The 16,924-nt window shown below is 62.4% G+C and carries 17 protein-coding genes; 13 read left to right on the top strand and 4 right to left on the bottom strand.

From position 1 onward, the window contains the following. Positions 1-17: 17 nt before the first annotated feature. Genes NKG59_RS09515 through NKG59_RS09500 form a run of 4 tightly spaced genes read right to left on the bottom strand, consistent with a single transcriptional unit; the run spans position 18 to position 4,894 of the window. Positions 18-1,259, bottom strand: coding sequence for a glycosyltransferase family 87 protein (locus NKG59_RS09515; RefSeq protein ID WP_253536530.1), 1,242 nt, complete (start codon positions 1,257-1,259; stop codon positions 18-20). A gap of 26 nt (positions 1,260-1,285) precedes the next feature. Next, positions 1,286-2,299, bottom strand: a complete 1,014-nt coding sequence (locus tag NKG59_RS09510; protein ID WP_004629683.1) for a glycosyltransferase family 2 protein — start codon at positions 2,297-2,299, stop codon at positions 1,286-1,288. Then, entirely contained in the window at positions 2,299-3,615 is a 1,317-nt protein-coding gene (locus NKG59_RS09505) for a glycosyltransferase family 87 protein (RefSeq protein ID WP_253536529.1), read from the bottom strand. The genes NKG59_RS09510 and NKG59_RS09505 overlap by 1 nt, the downstream gene beginning before the upstream one ends. A 7-nt stretch (positions 3,616-3,622) precedes the next feature. Then, on the bottom strand, positions 3,623-4,894 hold the full coding sequence (locus NKG59_RS09500; protein ID WP_253536528.1) for a glycosyltransferase family 87 protein: 1,272 nt from the start codon (positions 4,892-4,894) through the stop codon (positions 3,623-3,625). 599 nt (positions 4,895-5,493) lie between these two features. On the opposite strand from NKG59_RS09500, the gene NKG59_RS09495 reads away from it, so the two are divergent. The 13 genes from NKG59_RS09495 (at position 5,494) to NKG59_RS09435 (ending at position 16,841) form a co-directional block, all read left to right on the top strand. After that, a complete protein-coding gene (locus tag NKG59_RS09495; RefSeq protein ID WP_253536527.1) occupies positions 5,494-5,805 on the top strand; it encodes a hypothetical protein in 312 nt (103 codons plus the stop codon). 54 nt (positions 5,806-5,859) lie between these two features. Further along, positions 5,860-6,027 (top strand): Flp family type IVb pilin, encoded by a 168-nt coding sequence (locus NKG59_RS09490; RefSeq protein WP_045203575.1) that lies wholly within the window; start codon positions 5,860-5,862, stop codon positions 6,025-6,027. A 138-nt stretch (positions 6,028-6,165) separates the two neighbouring features. Then, positions 6,166-6,336, top strand: a complete 171-nt coding sequence (locus NKG59_RS09485) for a Flp family type IVb pilin (RefSeq protein ID WP_004629689.1) — start codon at positions 6,166-6,168, stop codon at positions 6,334-6,336. Between the two features lie 46 nt (positions 6,337-6,382). Further along, a complete protein-coding gene (locus NKG59_RS09480) occupies positions 6,383-6,553 on the top strand; it encodes a Flp family type IVb pilin (RefSeq protein ID WP_024976443.1) in 171 nt (56 codons plus the stop codon). An 89-nt stretch (positions 6,554-6,642) separates the two neighbouring features. Next, on the top strand, positions 6,643-7,188 hold the full coding sequence (locus NKG59_RS09475) for an A24 family peptidase (protein ID WP_045203576.1): 546 nt from the start codon (positions 6,643-6,645) through the stop codon (positions 7,186-7,188). A 61-nt stretch (positions 7,189-7,249) separates the two neighbouring features. Continuing rightward, positions 7,250-8,689, top strand: coding sequence for a P-loop NTPase family protein (locus NKG59_RS09470; protein ID WP_253536526.1), 1,440 nt, complete (start codon positions 7,250-7,252; stop codon positions 8,687-8,689). Positions 8,690-8,738: 49 nt separating this feature from the next. Continuing rightward, on the top strand, positions 8,739-9,590 hold the full coding sequence (gene cpaB, locus NKG59_RS09465) for a Flp pilus assembly protein CpaB (RefSeq protein ID WP_045203577.1): 852 nt from the start codon (positions 8,739-8,741) through the stop codon (positions 9,588-9,590). 109 nt (positions 9,591-9,699) lie between these two features. Continuing rightward, entirely contained in the window at positions 9,700-11,673 is a 1,974-nt protein-coding gene (locus tag NKG59_RS09460) for a type II and III secretion system protein family protein (protein WP_253536525.1), read from the top strand. 25 nt (positions 11,674-11,698) lie between these two features. Continuing rightward, a complete protein-coding gene (locus tag NKG59_RS09455; RefSeq protein ID WP_253536524.1) occupies positions 11,699-12,037 on the top strand; it encodes a hypothetical protein in 339 nt (112 codons plus the stop codon). Positions 12,038-12,153: 116 nt separating this feature from the next. Beyond that, positions 12,154-13,362, top strand: a complete 1,209-nt coding sequence (locus tag NKG59_RS09450) for a CpaE/TadZ family protein (protein ID WP_045203580.1) — start codon at positions 12,154-12,156, stop codon at positions 13,360-13,362. Between the two features lie 39 nt (positions 13,363-13,401). Beyond that, positions 13,402-14,766, top strand: a complete 1,365-nt coding sequence (locus NKG59_RS09445; protein WP_045203581.1) for a TadA family conjugal transfer-associated ATPase — start codon at positions 13,402-13,404, stop codon at positions 14,764-14,766. Between the two features lie 64 nt (positions 14,767-14,830). Next, a complete protein-coding gene (locus tag NKG59_RS09440; RefSeq protein ID WP_045203582.1) occupies positions 14,831-15,808 on the top strand; it encodes a type II secretion system F family protein in 978 nt (325 codons plus the stop codon). Positions 15,809-15,878: 70 nt separating this feature from the next. Next, positions 15,879-16,841 (top strand): type II secretion system F family protein, encoded by a 963-nt coding sequence (locus NKG59_RS09435; protein ID WP_045203583.1) that lies wholly within the window; start codon positions 15,879-15,881, stop codon positions 16,839-16,841. Positions 16,842-16,924: the final 83 nt, after the last annotated feature.

Genomic DNA, 16,924 nt, shown 5'->3' with positions numbered 1-16,924 from the left:
TACTCCACCACAAACACTTAAACGACTCGGGATACGCCAGCCACGTGGTCGGCAAGACAGTCAGCAGAACGCGTGCATATTGCAACGGATGCGAAATGACGCCGCACCGCCATAACCAGTAGCGCAACCAGCACCGTAGGAAGCACCTGAAGATAGCGGCCGACATAGGCCGCAAGAACGCCCTGCAAAGGTGCCAGCCACGCCGCAGCCAGCAGAATCCACTCCAGACGATTCAACGCTTGGACCTTGGCATCGCGCATCAGAAAGACGATCGGCAGGATCAACCAGACCAGGTCGTAGAACATGATGTAGGGCTGCATCAATAGCGTGGCCACAACGAAGGCCGTTGCGCGAAGCTCGAACCTTGCGCGCTTGGTCCACAGGAAGGTCATGACGATCACAGCAGGCGCAGCAACCAAGCCATGCACAACATAAGCCACGCTCACGGGTAGACCCACGCTGCGGCTGACGGCAAATACGGTTGGCATGCCGATCCACATGTCACGGCCACCGTGCTCCACCGCGATCTGGCTGAACTCGGGAAGATACGCAGCAAACGCGCGCCACGCGTCAACACCAAAGATGGCAACGCTGCCTCCAACGAAGGCCAATGTGCACAGACCCGCCACAACAAGCACCTTCCATTGCCGACCGCACACGAGCGCCAGCGGAAACAGCACGCCAAATTGCGGCTTGATCACCAGTATCGCGATACACAGCCCGGCAACGCCCGCGTTTGTCTCAAGCAAGGCAAGCGCGGCGCCCGCTGCAGACACGGTAAGAAGCGAGTTCTGGCCCAACCCGAGCGCGACAGGCACCCCCGGGAACGCGGCGACCCAAGGCAACCATGCACGATCGACGTTGCGGTTGATACGCACAAGCATCGCGCCATAAGCGGACAAGCCGAGCACAAAGTAAAGGATGACGGCGACCCCGAATGGCAGTAGCCCGAAGAGAATGACTGCCAACAAGAAAGTGGGCGGATAAGGCCATGGGGAGTAGCCGAGCTGGTGCCGCAACGACTCTTCCATCGGCTGCATCCATTGCGCAGAAAACACGGCTGCGGCGTTGTGCTCGATCGCAACCCGAGCGGCGGACCAGAACACCGAAAAGTCGTAGCCGAGCATTGGCGCTGTCCAGTCGTGCAGCACGTAAAACCGGATCCCCCAGATCATCAACGCCAAGACCTGGAGCACCAATGCTGCCATCGCATAGACGGTCAGGCGACGGGCCAGGCGCCCAGAATCCATTGCCGACATGACGCGCCTCCCTTGCTGGAACGCGCCTAACCGCGCTGACCTCGCACCATCTGAATCACGCGCCGCTCACCCGTCAACCGGTTGCGCAGCCGGCGCTCCTGATAGCGGCGCTTCACCAGGTAGATCGGGCGCCCCTTGGCCTCGTCGTAGATGCGGCCAATGTATTCGCCCACCACGCCCAACCCGATCAATTGCAAGCCACCAAAGAACAGCAGCAGCGACAGCAGCGAGGCGTAGCCCGGCACATCCACACCCAGAACCATGGTGCGAGCGATGATGTAGCTGCCGTACACGAATGCCAGGCTTGCAATGGCCAAACCGATATACGTCCAGCTGCGCAGCGGCCAGGTGCTGAAACTGGTGATGCCTTCCAGCGCGAAGTTCCACAGGCGCCAGCCGGAGAACTTCGACTGACCAGCGCTGCGTGCCTCGCGCTCGTACGGAACGATCACGGTGTTGAAACCCACCCACGCAAACAGGCCCTTCATGAACCGGTGCCGCTCGGGCAACTGCTTGAGCGCATTGACGACCGCACGGTCCATCAAGCGGAAATCGCCAACGTTTTCCGGCAGCTTCAGGTCGGACAACGTGTTGTGGACGCGGTAGTACGCCGCGGCAGTCACCCGCTTGAGGAAGGTGTCGCAGGCACGGCTGGCGCGCTGCGCAAGGACCACTTCCGCCCCCTTCTGCCAGTGTGCCACCAGGGTGGGAATCAGTTCCGGCGGGTCTTGCAGATCAGCATCGATTGGGATGACGGCATCGCCAAGTGCCTCGTCAATGCCGGCCGTCAGCGCGGCTTCCTTGCCGAAGTTGCGTGTCAGATCGATCACCCGTACACGCTCGTCCATGCGGGACACCGCGATCAACTTCTGCAGGGTGTCGTCCTTGCTACCGTCGTTCACGCACACGATCTCGAACTGCATGAACTCGACCGACTCCAGGATCGGCACGACCCGTGCAAAGAAGGACTCCAGCGCCTCGCCTTCGTTGTAGAACGGTACAACCAGCGAAAGGAGTTGGTTTCTTTTGTAATCCAACATCATTGTTCTCCCCGTCCAAGGCGCCTTGGCACGCGGCTACGTGACGCGTTGCGTGTGCGCTCAAGATGAATACGGCGCGCGATATGCGCGAGTGCAAGCAGCAATACAAGTGGCATCAGTTGAAAGCCGAGTCGGTCAATCAAGAGCATTCCGCCCAGCGGCAAAAGCCACAGCAGGATGAGCCCTTCACGTTCACCGGGCAGCCACCCATCCCGCAACGCGTAGGAGGCCAGCCAGGCAATGGCCAGACCGAGGAACGCCAGGTCGTAGTCGTACAGGTAAGGGCTGGCGAGCATGCTTGCCGTCAGCACGGCTGCGGCACGCAGTGCAAAGCTGCAAGGCCGACTCCAGGCATAGGCGACTGCGGCACAGGCCGTGAAGGCCCCTATCAGATGCAGCACGTAGGCCAACATCACACTGCCGTGCAGCATCTTGACCATGGCAAAGAGGGTCGGCATGCGCTCCAGATGAACTGCGCCGGATTCCACTGCCGAGCGCGCCAACGCCGCGTTGTGCAGAAAGGCAATGAACGACTGCGGGCCGAACGCTGCCAGCGCCAGCACTGCCAGCGCGAGTGAGGTCAGCGCCATTGCAATCAACGCTTTCCAGGCTCTGGCGCACATCAGTGCCACCGGAAACATCACAGCCAGTTGCGGTTTCACCGTCAGCAGGGCGAGCAACATGCCCGCCGCTATCGGGCTGGGGGGCCGCTTGGGGCGAGGGGAATGCAGCAACGTGAGCGCCAAACCAGCACATGCCGCCAGCAGCAACGCGTTCTGCCCCGTTGCGAGCACGACCGCAATCCCCGGAAACGCCGCGCACGGCAGCCATGCCTGCCGCCATGGCACGATTCGGCCGACAACCCACAGGAAGCACCCGACGCTCATACTCAGGAAGACGAGCACGGCAAGCCAGTACGGCAGCAGCCCGAAGGGCGCGATGAAGGGCAGGAACGTTGGCGGATAGAACCAGGGCAACAGCCCCTGGGTTGTCGCCACCAGTGGGACGGTTGCCAGCTCCACGTTATGCAGCACAGCCACATCGTAGGCAGCGAGCGGGTGCCCTTGCAGCACCAACTGCGCGGCGCTCCAGAACACCAGAAAATCGCCGCCAAGCGGAAAGACGCCCGCGACCTTCAACACACTGGCGCGAACAGCCCAGATTACAAAGTGCGCGACGTAGCAGGCCAGCGCAGCCATCGAGTACACGCGCACGCGGTCCGGGCCCAACCAGTGGCGAGCACCCGCGGCGGCCACTGGGGACGCCGTCGTCGCCTCGGGCGCCCTGTGCTTTAGAAGGTTCAAGGCGATGGCCATGGTGCCCTCACACCCGCGTTGCCACGCGACGCACTACAAGCGCCATCATGGCGATCAGAACCAGCGGCCCGATCTGCGGCAGTTTCAAATACGGATTGGCGTGCTCATAGATCGGCAGCAGCCAGGCCACAACGAGTGCCGCCCGCTCGCCGCTCGACAGGCCATTGCCGCTGCCATCACGCACACCGTCGCCCACCAAACCGGCAATGGCCAGCCCCAGCCATGTCAGCTCGTAGTCACGCAGATATGGCGACACCATCAGCGTGGCAATCGCCAGCGCCGCAGCACGTAACTCAATCGACGTCGTCCGCCGCCAGACATAGGCCATCGCGGCGGCCATCGCCAGCGCTGTCAACACCTGTACGGCGTACGCACCGGTCACGCTCGCCCCGGCCAGCCGGGCGGCTGCAATAGGCGTTGGCATGCCCCACCATAGGTTGGCGCCGCCCTCGATGAAGCTCGCCCGCACCCATTGCGCGTTGGCAAGGAACGCCGGCACCGTGCGCCAGCCGCAGACCAACACGCTGACACTCGCAAACGCCACGGTTGTCAGCAGCGCGCTGGCCAGCGCCTTCCATGCACGCGAGATCACCAGGGCCAGCGGGAACAACACCGCCAGTTGCGGCTTGATGGCAAGCAATCCGATCAGCACACCGGCAAGCACGGGGCGCTTGTTCAGGTGATACACGGCAGCCCCGGCCACACCGGCTGTCAACAGCGCGTTTTGGCCAGCAAGAATGGTGATGAGCGTTGCCGGCGCGGCCAGCACAGGCAACCACAATCCCTGGCGCCAGGGGTGCTGTGCCCCCGTCAACTTGGCGATAGATTTGAAATAGACGAGCCCCGTGCCGGCCAGGAACAGCAGGTAGCTCAAGGTCAGCGGCAACAAAGACAGCGGCAAGACCATCAGCAGAAAGGTCGGCGGATAGAGCCAGGGAAGGATCAGCTCAGCCCCCCTTCCCAACGTTCCATGCTCGGCGATCACCGCAGTCAGCTGGTGCACGTCGTATGCCTGCAGAGGGCCCTGCGTCAGCGCGAGATAGGAGGCACCCCAGAACGCCGAGAAATCCGTTCCAGGACGCGCCATCGTCACATCGGTAAAGCCATTGCTCGTCCAGGCCCAGCCAAGCAGCAGCACGCAGAACAGAACCAGCAGCGCACCGCTGTAGGCACGCACTCGGGCCAGATCGATCCAGTGGCCAGCAGCATCCTCACCGGTTGCACGAATTGCTGCTGCGGCGCTGCGCGTGGCTGGCAGACGCACAGATCTCTGGCTCATGCTGCTCCTCGCGTCGGTTCCGGGTGGTGCGCGGCACACGATGTCTGCGCTGCGCTGAGTGGGCTTCGGCACGCGCGCGACAGCTTCACGCCGCGTGCGGGTCTTAGAGCCCAGTCTTGTTCGTGCACTCGGATAAGGCAAGGTAGGGCACGCGCCTGCGGTCTGTGTTTAGCGCCGCCCGAGCGTCGAAATTGCATCGACGTTTCAGCACTGAAGCGCGGGGACATTTCCCGCGATGCGTTGTGGCTACTGCCTTGCTACGCGCAACCATCAGAGCGATACGCCAGGAGGATCCATCAACGTTTCCATCCGGAAACGTCGCCCCGCTATGGACACACCCTCGGCTGGGGCACGGTGAGGAGGCTCACGCAGACCCCCAGCCTACCCGACGGCGATTTCCACCATCCACTACGCTACCCCCCCACCTGTCCATTTGAATGAGGACACCCCTGTGCTGCGTCATCCCTACGTAGCCTCATCCAAATCGACGTGCCACGCCACGCGTTTCCCCCTGGCAACTCCGCCCCCGAGAACGCGGGCACCAACCGTCAAGCACGCGCCCTCGAATTCAGCCAATCGCCCGCAAAGCCTTGTCGCACATGGAACTGCACGGGGGTGGCCCGGCTTTTGCCTATGCCAGATCGCAGGACATCGTCACCGCCGCCTTGAACGGGGAGCAGCAAGTTCACAGCAGACGGCGAAGCGAAACGGAATCTCCAATTCAAAGCATCGAATTGAAAAAAAAGGGATCGAGACAAATGCCGACCAACAACGCGCTCACATCGCCCACACGGGACAGCACGCTGCGCGACACCGCACGGTGCGTGTCACGTGAGTTCCTGCGGGCAGGTGAAGGCAGCAAGGGCTGCTGGCCGTTTCATGCTTGTGCCATCTGTGCGCCGCCGACATGACCTCTTTCATTCTGGCTTTTCGAACGCGCATTTTTTCCACTGAAGGAGATTGTCATGAACTACCTCAACGCACTCAAGCAATTCGCCCGTGATGAAGATGGTGTGACCGCCATCGAATACGGCCTGATCGCCGCCCTGATCGCAGTCGTGATCATCGCCTCGGTCAAGCTGGTCGGCACCAACCTGAGCACCGTGTTCAACAGCATCGCAAACGCGCTCTAACGCGCTGATGTTGCAAACGCCAAGGCTCACTGCATTACTGCCCAGCAATGCATGCCAAGCGAGTGCAAGCGTGGGGCGCCATGAACGTGGCAACCCACGCTCCAGAAACAACCGGCATATAGCCAAAGGGAGATTGTCATGAACCGCTACAGCACGCTTCTTCAGCAGTTCCTGTACGACGAACAAGCTGTCACTGCAATCGAGTACGGCCTGATCGCGGCATTGATCGCCGTGGTGATCATCGCCTCGGTTCAGCTCGTCGGCACGAACCTGAGTACGGTGTTCTCCAACATTGCAGCCGCGCTCTAGCGGACTGCCAACTCGGTCAGCTACCAGCGCTACGCAGGAGACCAGCATGCATAAGCCAATCAACCCCAGGAAGTGGCTGCGCGACGATCAAGGCGTTACTTCGATCGAGTACGCACTGCTGGGTTCACTTATCGCGATCGTCATTCTCGGCTCCGTCGTGGCGCTGGGTAGCAGTGTGAAGTCTCTCTACGAAATGATCGCTGCGGCCATCCCATGATGTTGCGCCGCGCCGAACAACAACAACTTTTGCAAGACCCGACCTCATTGAACTGAACACGCAACCGCACCAAAGAACCCGAGGACGCCATGAACGATGCCACCCTGCTCTCGTCAATGATTGGCCCCGTTGCTATGGGCGTGGCGCTGATAGCGGCGGCCATCGACGCGCAACATCGCCGCATCCCGAACTGGCTGACCTTCGGTGCATGGCTTGCAGCGCTGCCGCTGCAGGTAGCAATCCATGGCTTCGGCAATGGCGCGCTGGAGTGGACGTGTGGCTGGCTTACGGGCCTGGCGATCTTCCTGCCCTTCTATCTACTGCGCGGCATGGCGGCGGGCGACGTGAAGCTCATGGCTGCCGTAGGCGCCTGGCTTGGTGCGTTCATGGCTTTTGAGATTGCAATGGCCACGTTCGTGATCGGCGGTATCTGGGCACTGGTATTTACCCTCCGGCATAAGCGCATGGCGCAGTTGCGCCGGAACCTGCGCGACGTCCTGTTGACGTCGGGGCAGGTCAGCCGGGAAGCCGGTGCGCCAACGCCGCAAGCCGATGCCTCATGGTCGGTGGGCACGTTGCCGTACGGCGTTGCGATTGCCGCCGGCACGATTGCAGTCCTGTTTGCATCGGCTTGATGCGCGCAATTTGCACATCTGGGCGCGCACTTCGTATTCACTCAGCCAAATGGTGATGAAGATGATCGGGGACCAAAAAATCGAGCACACAGAATTCGGGCACGCCCAACATGCGCCGCGCTCGCTGGAGGCGGTGCCATCGCCCACCGGGCTGGACGCCGCCCGTCGCGAGCCCGCTGCCCCTTGGCACATCCTGCCGCGCACCGTGGCCGAAACGGGCCTGGACATCTCGTTGCTGCTCGGTCTGCTCATGAAGGTGGCCTACCTGCATCGCAGCGCCACGCTGGTCACGCTGATGGACACCATCAAGCTGCCCGCCATGGTCATCAATGAAGTGGCGGCCTACGCCGTGCGCGAGCGCATGCTGGAAGTCGCCCACCGCGGCGCCAACGACCTGGACGTGCGTTTTCACTTGACCGACGCCGGCTATGTACGCGCCGCTGAGTTCACTGCGCGCTGCAGCTATGTCGGCGCCGCGCCCGTCACGCTGGAAGCCTATGTTGAATCCGTTCAACGGCACTCCATCCAGTTCGCCTCGTTGTCCAAGACTGATGTCACCACCGCCTTCAGCACGTTCGTGATGCCGCCGGACCTGCTCGACGATGTGGGCGTCGCACTGAACACGAGCCGCGCGCTAATGCTTTACGGCCCTGCCGGCGGCGGCAAGACCTATCTCGCCCAGCACCTCGGGATGCTGCTGCCCGGCGCCGTGCCGGTGCCGCACGCCATCACGATCGCGGGCGAAATCATCCAGATCTTCGACCCACTCGTGCACGTGGTGCAGGAAGATGAAGAGGGCCCCTTGGCCCGGCGCCCACTGGACCGCCGCTGGCAGATGTGCCATCGGCCCGCGGTGCTCTCCGGCGGCGAGCTGACGCTGGAGATGCTCGAACTGCGCTATGACGGCACAACCGGCTTCTATCAAGCGCCCCCTCACATGAAGGCCAACTGCGGCATCTACATCGTCGATGACCTTGGCCGCCAGCAAGTGGGCGTGAGCGAGCTGCTCAACCGTTGGATCGTGCCACTGGACCGCCGCGTCGACATGTTCTCGCTGCGCAATGGCGTGCGGTTCACCGTGCCGTTCGATGTTTGGCCGATCTTCTCGACCAACCTTGAGCCGGCTCAGTTGGGTGACGACGCCTTCCTGCGCCGGCTCGGCAGCAAGCTCTACGTAGGCCCGCTCTCCGTGGCCGACTACCGGGAGGTCTATCTGCGCGCTGCGCAGGATCTCGGCCTGCACAACGCAGATGCCGCCTTCAATTACCTGCGCGAAGCGCTGCACGAGGGCAGCGGCAAACCGTTGCTGGCCTGCATTCCGCGCGATCTGCTGCGCTTGGTGGCCTCCGCCGTCCAGTACCACGGTGGGCCATCCGAGGTGACCGCAGAGGCGCTGCGCCGAGCATGGGACATCTACTTCTGTTCGCACACAGATTTCAAGACAACCGATTCCATGAGTGCGGGCATGGGCTGGCGGCAGGACAAGCAGGCTCGCACCTGAGCCTCGCTAATCCGATCCGCTCTATTGATCTCAGAAGGGGGAACTCATCATGAAAAACGCGCGTGCAATCGTGATGCTGGTCGTCGCATTGGTAGCGGGGATCGCGGCCGTTGTCTCTGCATCACGCTGGCTGTCTCAGCAGTCATCCAGCTCCGTCAAACAAGTCGCGGTGGCTGCCAGCGACATGGATCTTGGCCAACCGCTGGGCAATGAGCAATTACGCATGGTCAGTTGGCCAGCCGGCAGCTTGCCGCCGGGCACGTTTGACGATCCCAAGGCGCTGCAAGGGCGCGTGGTACGCGCGAGCCTGCAGAAAGGTGAACCGATTCTGGAGAGCAAGCTCGCACCCATCGGTACCAAGGGCGGGCTTTCCGCCGTCATCGCGGAAGGCAAGCGCGCCATCACCGTGCGTGTGAATGACGTGGTGGGCGTAGCGGGTTTCGCACTGCCAGGCAACCTGGTCGACGTGATCGTCAACACCAATGAAGACGCGAAGAGCGCGAACAACAATAACAACAGCATCTCCAAGATCGTGCTGGAAAAGATCCTGGTGCTGGCGGTCGCACAGCAAGTCAGCCGCGACGACACGCAACCCAAGGTCGTCAACGCGGTCACGCTGGAAGTCACACCCGATCAGGCAGAGAAGCTCGATGTGGCACGCAGCGTTGGAACGCTCTCGCTGGTGCTGCGCAATCAGGTCGACGTGGCCGCCACGGCAACCGGCGGCGCCACCAAGGGCACCTTGCTGGGCACGCCCGCAGCGGAGCCCGCACCGAAGGTGGTGATGGTCAGCACGACGCGTGCAACCGCCAAGGTGCGCCACGTTGCCTCGGGCCCGATCCGGCAACGCGACTGCATCGGTGTCCTGGCTGGCGTGCAGGGCAGCATGGAATGCTTCTGACCCGCCGCACCTGACAGCTCTTCAACACGCATTGCAACGTAGAGGTTAACCAGCCACAGCGTATCAACCGCATTTTCATCCTGTGCAGCAGACCCTCGGGGGGGGAGATATGAAGACGAACCAAAAAACCAATGTCGCCACTGTCGCGCCACGTAGCGGACAGATCCTCGGCAGCACACGCATGCTCGTCCTGGCGAGTGCCGCCGGCGCCATGCTCTGCATGCCAACGCACGCGACAGCACAAACGGCCATGGAAGCGGGTGCCGTAGCCAAGTCCACCACAGCACCGGTCGTGATGCAGTCTCGTGCCGGTGGATCCGCACCGGTGCAGATGACGATCAGCATGAACCCGGCGCTGGCGACCGCACCGGTGGCTGATGTACGTGGGCCAAACTGCACGGGCGCGGTGCGCGGCGAAAGCAGCGTGGTGGTGCCGGTTGGCAAGTCTTCGCTCATCTCGCTACCGGAGCCCGTGCGCAATCGCACCCTCGGCAATCCAGCCGTGGTGCAAGCCACCATGGTGTCGCCGCAATCCATGTATCTGCTGGGCCGCAGTGTGGGCACCACCAACATGATCGTGCAAGGTCGCAGCGGCGCCTGCAGCATCTTCAATGTGGTGGTCAACGCAGATGCAGGCGGCTTGCAGACCTCGCTCGCACAGCTGATGCCAGGGGAAAGCAAGATTCGTGTGACGACCGCGGCTGACAGCCTGGTGCTCGCCGGCAACGTGTCGAGCGCGCAGGCCGCGCAGCAAGCCATGGAAATCGCACACGCCTATGCAGCCTCCGCACAGAGTGGCGCAGACAAGGGCGGTGGCGCAGCCGGTGCACCCGCCGGCGCCAGCGTCATCAACATGATGATCGTGGATACGCCGCAGCAGGTCATGCTGGAAGTGAAGGTGGCGGAAGTGTCGAAGACCCTGCTGAACCAGCTGGGCTCGGCACTCAATGTCCAAGGCGGATTCGGCTCGTGGAGCGGCGGCCTCTTGACCTCCCTGCTGACCGGCTCGTCTACCGGGCTCTTTGCCAACAAGGCGAACAACCGGCCCTTCCAGGTTCAGCTGGATGCGCAAAAGAACGACAGCCTGGTGAAGATCCTAGCCGAGCCGAATCTGGTCACGCTCAGTGGGCAGGAAGCCAGCTTCCTGGCAGGTGGCAAGATCTACATCCCGGTTGCGCAGAGCAGCAGCTCAGGCGGTGCACCGACCATCACGCTGCAAGAAGAGGAATACGGCGTTGGCCTGAAGTTCACGCCAACCGTGATGGCCAATGGCCGCATCAACCTCAAGGTGGCACCGGAGGTGTCGGAACTCTCCCCCACGGGCGCAACTGTCACCGGTGCCAACACGAACGGCCAGACCATCCTGCCGCTCATCACCACGCGGCGCGCCTCCACCACCGTGCAGATGCGAGACGGAGAGAGCTTCGCCATCGGTGGGCTGTTGCAAGACAACGCACGCGGTTCGCTGAAGGCATTGCCTGGCGCGGGCGAAATCCCCGTCCTGGGCACGCTCTTCCGCAGTACGCAGTTCCAGCATGATCTGACGGAGCTGGTCATCGTCATCACGCCGCGACTGGTGCAGCCAATGCAGACAGCCTCGTATCCGCTGCCGACTGACAGCTTCTCGACGCCCAACGAGCTTGCCGTCTACCTGACGGGCAACATGGAAGGCTCCGGCGCCAAGAATCGCGCAGCCAAACCAGCAGCGGCCGCAGCACCTGCGACGGCACCGCAGGCACCCGCACAGGCACCGAGCGCACCCACTGCGCCCAGCTCGCAGGCGCCGATGCCGGCTCCGGTTGCACCCGCCCCGGTGGCCCAGGCCATGCCTGCTCCGCGCACTGAGGTAAGCATCGCCCCGCCCACGCAGCCGGCAAACGTCACGCCAGAAAAGCCGGCGGCCACGCTACCGGTTGCAGAAGCCGCGCCCGCCACAGCATCGGCCCCGGCGCCCACGGACGACAACGCCGCGCGTGTCGCCCGCATCGAAGCCACCGCAGCACGGCTGGCCCAGGCCAGAACCAAGACGCAGGGCCGGCAGACGGCAGTGGCCGATACGACCACAACCCCGCAGACACGCTAACCCGGGAACCATGTGGAGATATGCCATGAACACCAATCTCAAATACCTGCAACGTGCCGCACTCGTGATCCTGGCTTGCCAGGCCCTGACTGCCTGCATGACCACGACACCCAACTGGGACAAGCACTTCGGTGAGGCCGTCACCAGCGTCAAGCAAGCACAGGTGATCGATCCCGACGCACCGGCCGGGTTGCCCGCGCTGAATGGCTATGACGGCAAAGCCGCCGTAGCCGCCATGAGCAACTATGACCGTTCGATGACCCGCTTCCCCGCTGGGGGTACTGGCACCGGCAGCGGTGGGTACGGCGGGTTCGGCAGCAGTGGGTACGGCGGTAGCGGGATGTCCGGCAGCTTCTCGCGCTGACAGCACTTGGCGGGTGCCCAAACAGCATCCGCCATTGCCAGCCTGATACGAGGCCAGCCCTGTCACAGCGCGATGCAACGACATAAAGAACACACGATCGAACGGGGAGCTTTGCCATGCTCAAGATTTTGATTGCCTCCGAAGACGGTGAACGCCTGGCGGACCTTGCACGCCTGGTAGCCGCAGCCGGCAGCTACCAGGTCATGCACCTGCATGCTGCACCGGGCAGCCTGTCCACGCATGCCTGCCAACTGCGCGGCGCGGATGCGCTCATCATCGACCAGCCAAGCAGTGGCCCGAGCCAGATGCTGAGCATCGAACTGCTGCGGCAGCAGTTCACCGACCTGCCCTGCATCCTCGTCACGCAAACCCAGGAACGCGACGACCTGATTCGCGCACTGCGCGCCGGCGTCAGTGACATCCTGACTTGGCCGCTGGAACGCGCCCAACTGACGACAGCACTCACGCGGCTGGAAACCAACCACATCCCGAGAACGCGAGAGGAAGCGCGCGTGATTGCCTTCATCTCCAGCAAGGGCGGCGCCGGTTCCAGCTTCATCGCCAGCAACGTCGGCTACACGCTGGCAGCATACGAACACAAGCGCGTGCTGTTGATCGACCTGAACACGCAGTTCAGCGACACGCACTTTCTGGTGAGCAACAAGACGCCACCCGCCACGCTGTCCGAAGTGTGCGCACAGGTCGACCGCCTGGACGATGCCTTCCTGGAAGCGTGTCTGACACGCGTGACCAAGGACTTTGACGTCCTGGCCGGCGCCAGCGACCCCATCAAGGCGGGCGAGATCAAGAAGGACAAGATCGAGTACGTGCTCTCGCTGGTGTCACCGATCTACGACTTCATCCTGGTGGACGTCGGGCAAGCGATCAACCCGCTGTCGATTGCGGTGCTCGACCACTGCGACCAGATCTGCGTCGTGGTCCAGCCGACCATTGCCTTTGCCCGCACGGGGCGGCGCCTGCTGGATATCCTGCACGGCCTGCATTACCCCGCCGAAAAGCTGCGCATCCTGGTCAACCGGCATGGCAAGCGCGACGAACTGCCACGCAGCACGCTGGAGCAAGTCTTCGGACAGAAGCTCTTCCATGTGCTTCCCGAAGATGCGGCCTCGGTGGATGACTCCATCTGCCAGGGCATGCCCATTGCCCAGCATCACCGCAGCAGCGCCATGGCCAAGGCACTCATGGCCTTAGCCAACGTCTTCGCCACAGCGCGCGAGAACGATCGTCATGCATCGCAAGAGAAGGGCTTCTCCTTGAGCAAGTTCTTCTCGCGGGCCAAGACGTCGTCTCCGAACATTGCTTGAGTTTCTCCTGTCCATTTCGCCAGTCAGACGGAGCCCATCATGTCGATCCGCGAACAACTCTCCCGCCCGGACCCCGCGCCGATGTCCATGAATGGACACGCGCCACTCCACCACAAGGTGGCGGGCCATCCGGCCTATCGGGACTTCAAGAAAACCGTGCACGAAGTGGTGCTGGACCGCGTGGATCTGGAACGGCTGGCCCGCTTCCCGACCGAGCAGGTGCGCCACGAGATCGGCACCCTGGTCAACAACATCATCGACGAAGAAAAGCTGCTGCTCAACGACACCGAGCGTCGGCAGATGACCACCGATGTGTATGACGAGATGTTCGGCTTCGGCCCGCTCGAGCCGCTGCTGCAGGACCCGACAGTGTCTGACATCCTGGTCAACACGGCAAAGCAGGTCTACGTCGAACGCCGTGGCAAGCTGGAACTCACCGACGTCACCTTCTACGACGATGCACACCTGATGAAGGTGATCGAGAAGATCGTCTCGCGCGTGGGTCGTCGTATTGACGAAACCAGCCCGATGGTGGACGCACGCCTGCCCGATGGCTCGCGGGTGAACGCCATCATTCCGCCCTCGGCCATCGATGGCCCGCTGCTCTCGATCCGCCGGTTTGCGACCAACCCGCTGCAGGTGTCGGACCTGATCGATCTGAAGACACTCACGCCGCCCATGGCCAAGCTGATGCAAGCCTTGTCGCAAGCCAAGGTGAACGTGCTGGTGTCGGGCGGCACGGGGAGCGGCAAAACCACACTCCTGAACATCCTCTCGGGCTTCATCCCTGCCGACGAGCGGATGGTCACTATTGAAGATGCCGCAGAACTGCAACTGCGCCAACCGCACGTGCTGCGCCTGGAAACTCGCCCGCCCAACATCGAGGGTAAAGGTGAGATCACGCAGCGTGCACTGGTTCGCAACGCCCTGCGCATGCGACCAGACCGCATCCTCCTGGGCGAAGTGCGCGGCGGCGAGGCCCTGGACATGCTCAACGCCATGAATACCGGTCACGAAGGGTCACTCACCACCGTGCACGCCAATACCCCGCGCGATGCGCTGACGCGCATGGAAAACATGGTGAACATGGCGGGCCTGAACTTGCCGCCCAAAACAATCCGCCAGCAGATCGCCTCAGCCATCACCGTGATCATCCAGGTGGCGCGTTTGACGGATGGGCGCCGCAAGGTCATCAGCATCCAGGAGATCACCGGCATGGAAGGTGATGTCATCAACATGCAGGAAATCTTCACCTTCCAGCGCACGGGCATCGCGCAAGACGGCTCCGTCAAGGGGCTCTTCCGCGCCACGGGGGTCTATCCGAAATTTGCCGAGCGGCTGCGCGTGTTTGGGGTGGGCTTGCCAGATGAAACCTTTGACCCGCAAAGGCACTTTGAGGTCTAAAGGCTTGAAGCCAAAGCCACCACCAGTGTGGTCCAAGCGCGATCTAGAAACGGGGGCACCCTAAATGAACGAAATCTTCTACGCGTTCGCAATCCTGCTGTTCGCGGCCGTCGTGCTCTGCATCGAGGGGGTATACCAGTGGTGGAACAACTACCACGGCCCCGAGGCCAAGCGTGTTGATGCCCGCATTCGTGCGCTGTCCGCGGGCGGTCACGTCGGCTCCGAACAGCTCTCGATTCTCAAGAAACGCCTGCTGAGCGAATCACCGCAGTTCCAGCGCTGGTTGATGAGCCTGCCCCGCGTGAGCACGATCGACCGTTGGCTAGAGCAATCCGGCAGCGCTTGGTCGGTCGCGCAGCTCCTGGGATACACGATCTTGATTGGCGTCGGAGTACTGGCAGTAGGTGCGTTGCTGCCGTTCCCGTTTGGCATCGTGACGGCCTGCGCGCTGCTCATGTCTGCGCTGCCGGTCTTGCACATCGCATCGCAGCGGCGCAAACGCCTGAAGAAGCTGGAGGCGCAGCTTCCCGACGCGGTGGACATGATTGCCCGTGCACTGCGTGCCGGCCACTCCTTCGCCAGCGCGCTGGGCATGGTCGGGCAGGAGATCAAGGAGCCGATGGGGCCCGAGTTCCGCACCACATTCGAAGAAATCAATTACGGCGTGTCGCTCGATGAAGCCTTGACCAACCTCGCCAAGCGAGTGCCCGTCAATGACCTGCGCTACTTCGTGATTGCCGTGCTCATCCAGCGCGAAAGCGGCGGCAACCTGGCGGAAATTCTCGACACCATCGGCAACCTTGTGCGCGAGCGCCTGAAGCTGTACGACAAGATCCGCGTGCTGTCAGCCGAAGGGCGGTTGTCGGCATGGATTCTCGGGCTGCTGCCCTTCGGCACCGCCGGCATGATCCTCTTCGTCAACCCGGACTTCATGAAGGTGCTATGGACAGACCCGATGGGCCTGAAGATGATCGGCTTGGCGCTGTTCAACATGGTGATGGGGCTGATCTGGATGCGCAAGATCATCCGTATCCGGGTCTGACTGACGTGCGATATGCAGCACGGTGACCTGACCTGACAACGTGACTTCGTTTTCTTGGGGGGAGACGATCATGCAAACGCTCTATTCCAATCAATATTTCATTCTTGTCCTGATCTTCGTGGCTGCCTTTGGCGGTGCACTTGGGCTGCTGCACCTGTTCTCTCCGAACCGCGCACGCGGCCGGATGCAACAGATCGGCGGCCAGACCGTGGGCGCAGACTTGGCCGGCGGCCCCGACCATGCCTGGGTAGAGAAACTGGCCGCCTGGGCCAAGCCGGTCTCGCAACTGTCGTTGCCCAAAGACGGCTGGGAGAACTCGCAACTGCGCATCCGCTTCATGAATGCCGGCTGGCGGCAACCGTGGGCGCCGTCGTTGTACTTTGGTGTGAAGACGGTGCTGGCGATCCTCTTCCCGCTGATGGCACTGCTGGTGCTGAGCAGCCGGCCGGAACATCACGACCAGGAGGTGGTCCTCGCTGTTCTGGGGCTACTGAGCGCCATTGGCTATTACCTGCCCAATGCGGCACTGGCACGCAAGGTCGAGCATCGTCAACGCGATGTGTTTGAGGAGTTTCCCGATATGCTCGACCTGCTCACGGTGTGTGTAGAAGCCGGGCTCGGCTTGGACGCCGCCATGATGCGCGTGTCGGACGAACTCGCACTGCGCTGCCCCGTAATGGCTGAAGAAATGGAACTCACGCTGCTGGAGCTGCGTTCCGGATTTCCCAAGGAAAAAGCACTCACCAACCTGGCGCTGCGCACCGGTGTGGAAGACGTCGACCGGTTTGCATCGATGCTGATCCAGGCAGACCGTTTCGGTACCAGCCTTGCCGACTCGCTGCGCGTGTTGTCAGACATGTTGCGCACCAAGCGCCGGATGCGTGCCGAAGAACAGGCCGCCAAGATCGCGCTGAAGCTGCTCTTCCCGCTGATCTTCTTCATCTTCCCGACGCTGCTGCTGGTGTTGCTCGGCCCAGCATTCATCCAGATCTACCGTGTGCTGCTGCCGACCATGACTGGCTCGGGAGGCTGACATGCGCGCGCGAATATAGCCGGTAGTGAAGGCCCCCGGACTATCACCTGGCGTATGTGCTAGCGCGGTGGTCCTGTTCCCGG

Source organism: Ralstonia chuxiongensis, assembly GCF_024158925.1.
Taxonomy (GTDB): Bacteria; Pseudomonadota; Gammaproteobacteria; order Burkholderiales; family Burkholderiaceae; genus Ralstonia; species Ralstonia chuxiongensis.
Note: the sequence above shows the minus strand (reverse complement) of the source record. Positions and strands in the feature narration are given on the sequence as shown.

Excerpts from the sequence above, each read along its gene's own strand:
- NKG59_RS09515 (WP_253536530.1), bottom strand. The coding sequence starts at position 1,259 with ATGTCGGCAATGGATTCTGGGCGCCTGGCCCGTCGCCTGACCGTCTAT.
- NKG59_RS09510 (WP_004629683.1), bottom strand. The coding sequence starts at position 2,299 with ATGTTGGATTACAAAAGAAACCAACTCCTTTCGCTGGTTGTACCGTTC.
- NKG59_RS09505 (WP_253536529.1), bottom strand. The coding sequence starts at position 3,615 with ATGGCCATCGCCTTGAACCTTCTAAAGCACAGGGCGCCCGAGGCGACG.
- NKG59_RS09500 (WP_253536528.1), bottom strand. The coding sequence starts at position 4,894 with ATGAGCCAGAGATCTGTGCGTCTGCCAGCCACGCGCAGCGCCGCAGCA.
- NKG59_RS09495 (WP_253536527.1), top strand. The coding sequence starts at position 5,494 with ATGGAACTGCACGGGGGTGGCCCGGCTTTTGCCTATGCCAGATCGCAG.
- NKG59_RS09490 (WP_045203575.1), top strand. The coding sequence starts at position 5,860 with ATGAACTACCTCAACGCACTCAAGCAATTCGCCCGTGATGAAGATGGT.
- NKG59_RS09485 (WP_004629689.1), top strand. The coding sequence starts at position 6,166 with ATGAACCGCTACAGCACGCTTCTTCAGCAGTTCCTGTACGACGAACAA.
- NKG59_RS09480 (WP_024976443.1), top strand. The coding sequence starts at position 6,383 with ATGCATAAGCCAATCAACCCCAGGAAGTGGCTGCGCGACGATCAAGGC.
- NKG59_RS09475 (WP_045203576.1), top strand. The coding sequence starts at position 6,643 with ATGAACGATGCCACCCTGCTCTCGTCAATGATTGGCCCCGTTGCTATG.
- NKG59_RS09470 (WP_253536526.1), top strand. The coding sequence starts at position 7,250 with ATGATCGGGGACCAAAAAATCGAGCACACAGAATTCGGGCACGCCCAA.
- cpaB (WP_045203577.1), top strand. The coding sequence starts at position 8,739 with ATGAAAAACGCGCGTGCAATCGTGATGCTGGTCGTCGCATTGGTAGCG.
- NKG59_RS09460 (WP_253536525.1), top strand. The coding sequence starts at position 9,700 with ATGAAGACGAACCAAAAAACCAATGTCGCCACTGTCGCGCCACGTAGC.
- NKG59_RS09455 (WP_253536524.1), top strand. The coding sequence starts at position 11,699 with ATGAACACCAATCTCAAATACCTGCAACGTGCCGCACTCGTGATCCTG.
- NKG59_RS09450 (WP_045203580.1), top strand. The coding sequence starts at position 12,154 with ATGCTCAAGATTTTGATTGCCTCCGAAGACGGTGAACGCCTGGCGGAC.
- NKG59_RS09445 (WP_045203581.1), top strand. The coding sequence starts at position 13,402 with ATGTCGATCCGCGAACAACTCTCCCGCCCGGACCCCGCGCCGATGTCC.
- NKG59_RS09440 (WP_045203582.1), top strand. The coding sequence starts at position 14,831 with ATGAACGAAATCTTCTACGCGTTCGCAATCCTGCTGTTCGCGGCCGTC.
- NKG59_RS09435 (WP_045203583.1), top strand. The coding sequence starts at position 15,879 with ATGCAAACGCTCTATTCCAATCAATATTTCATTCTTGTCCTGATCTTC.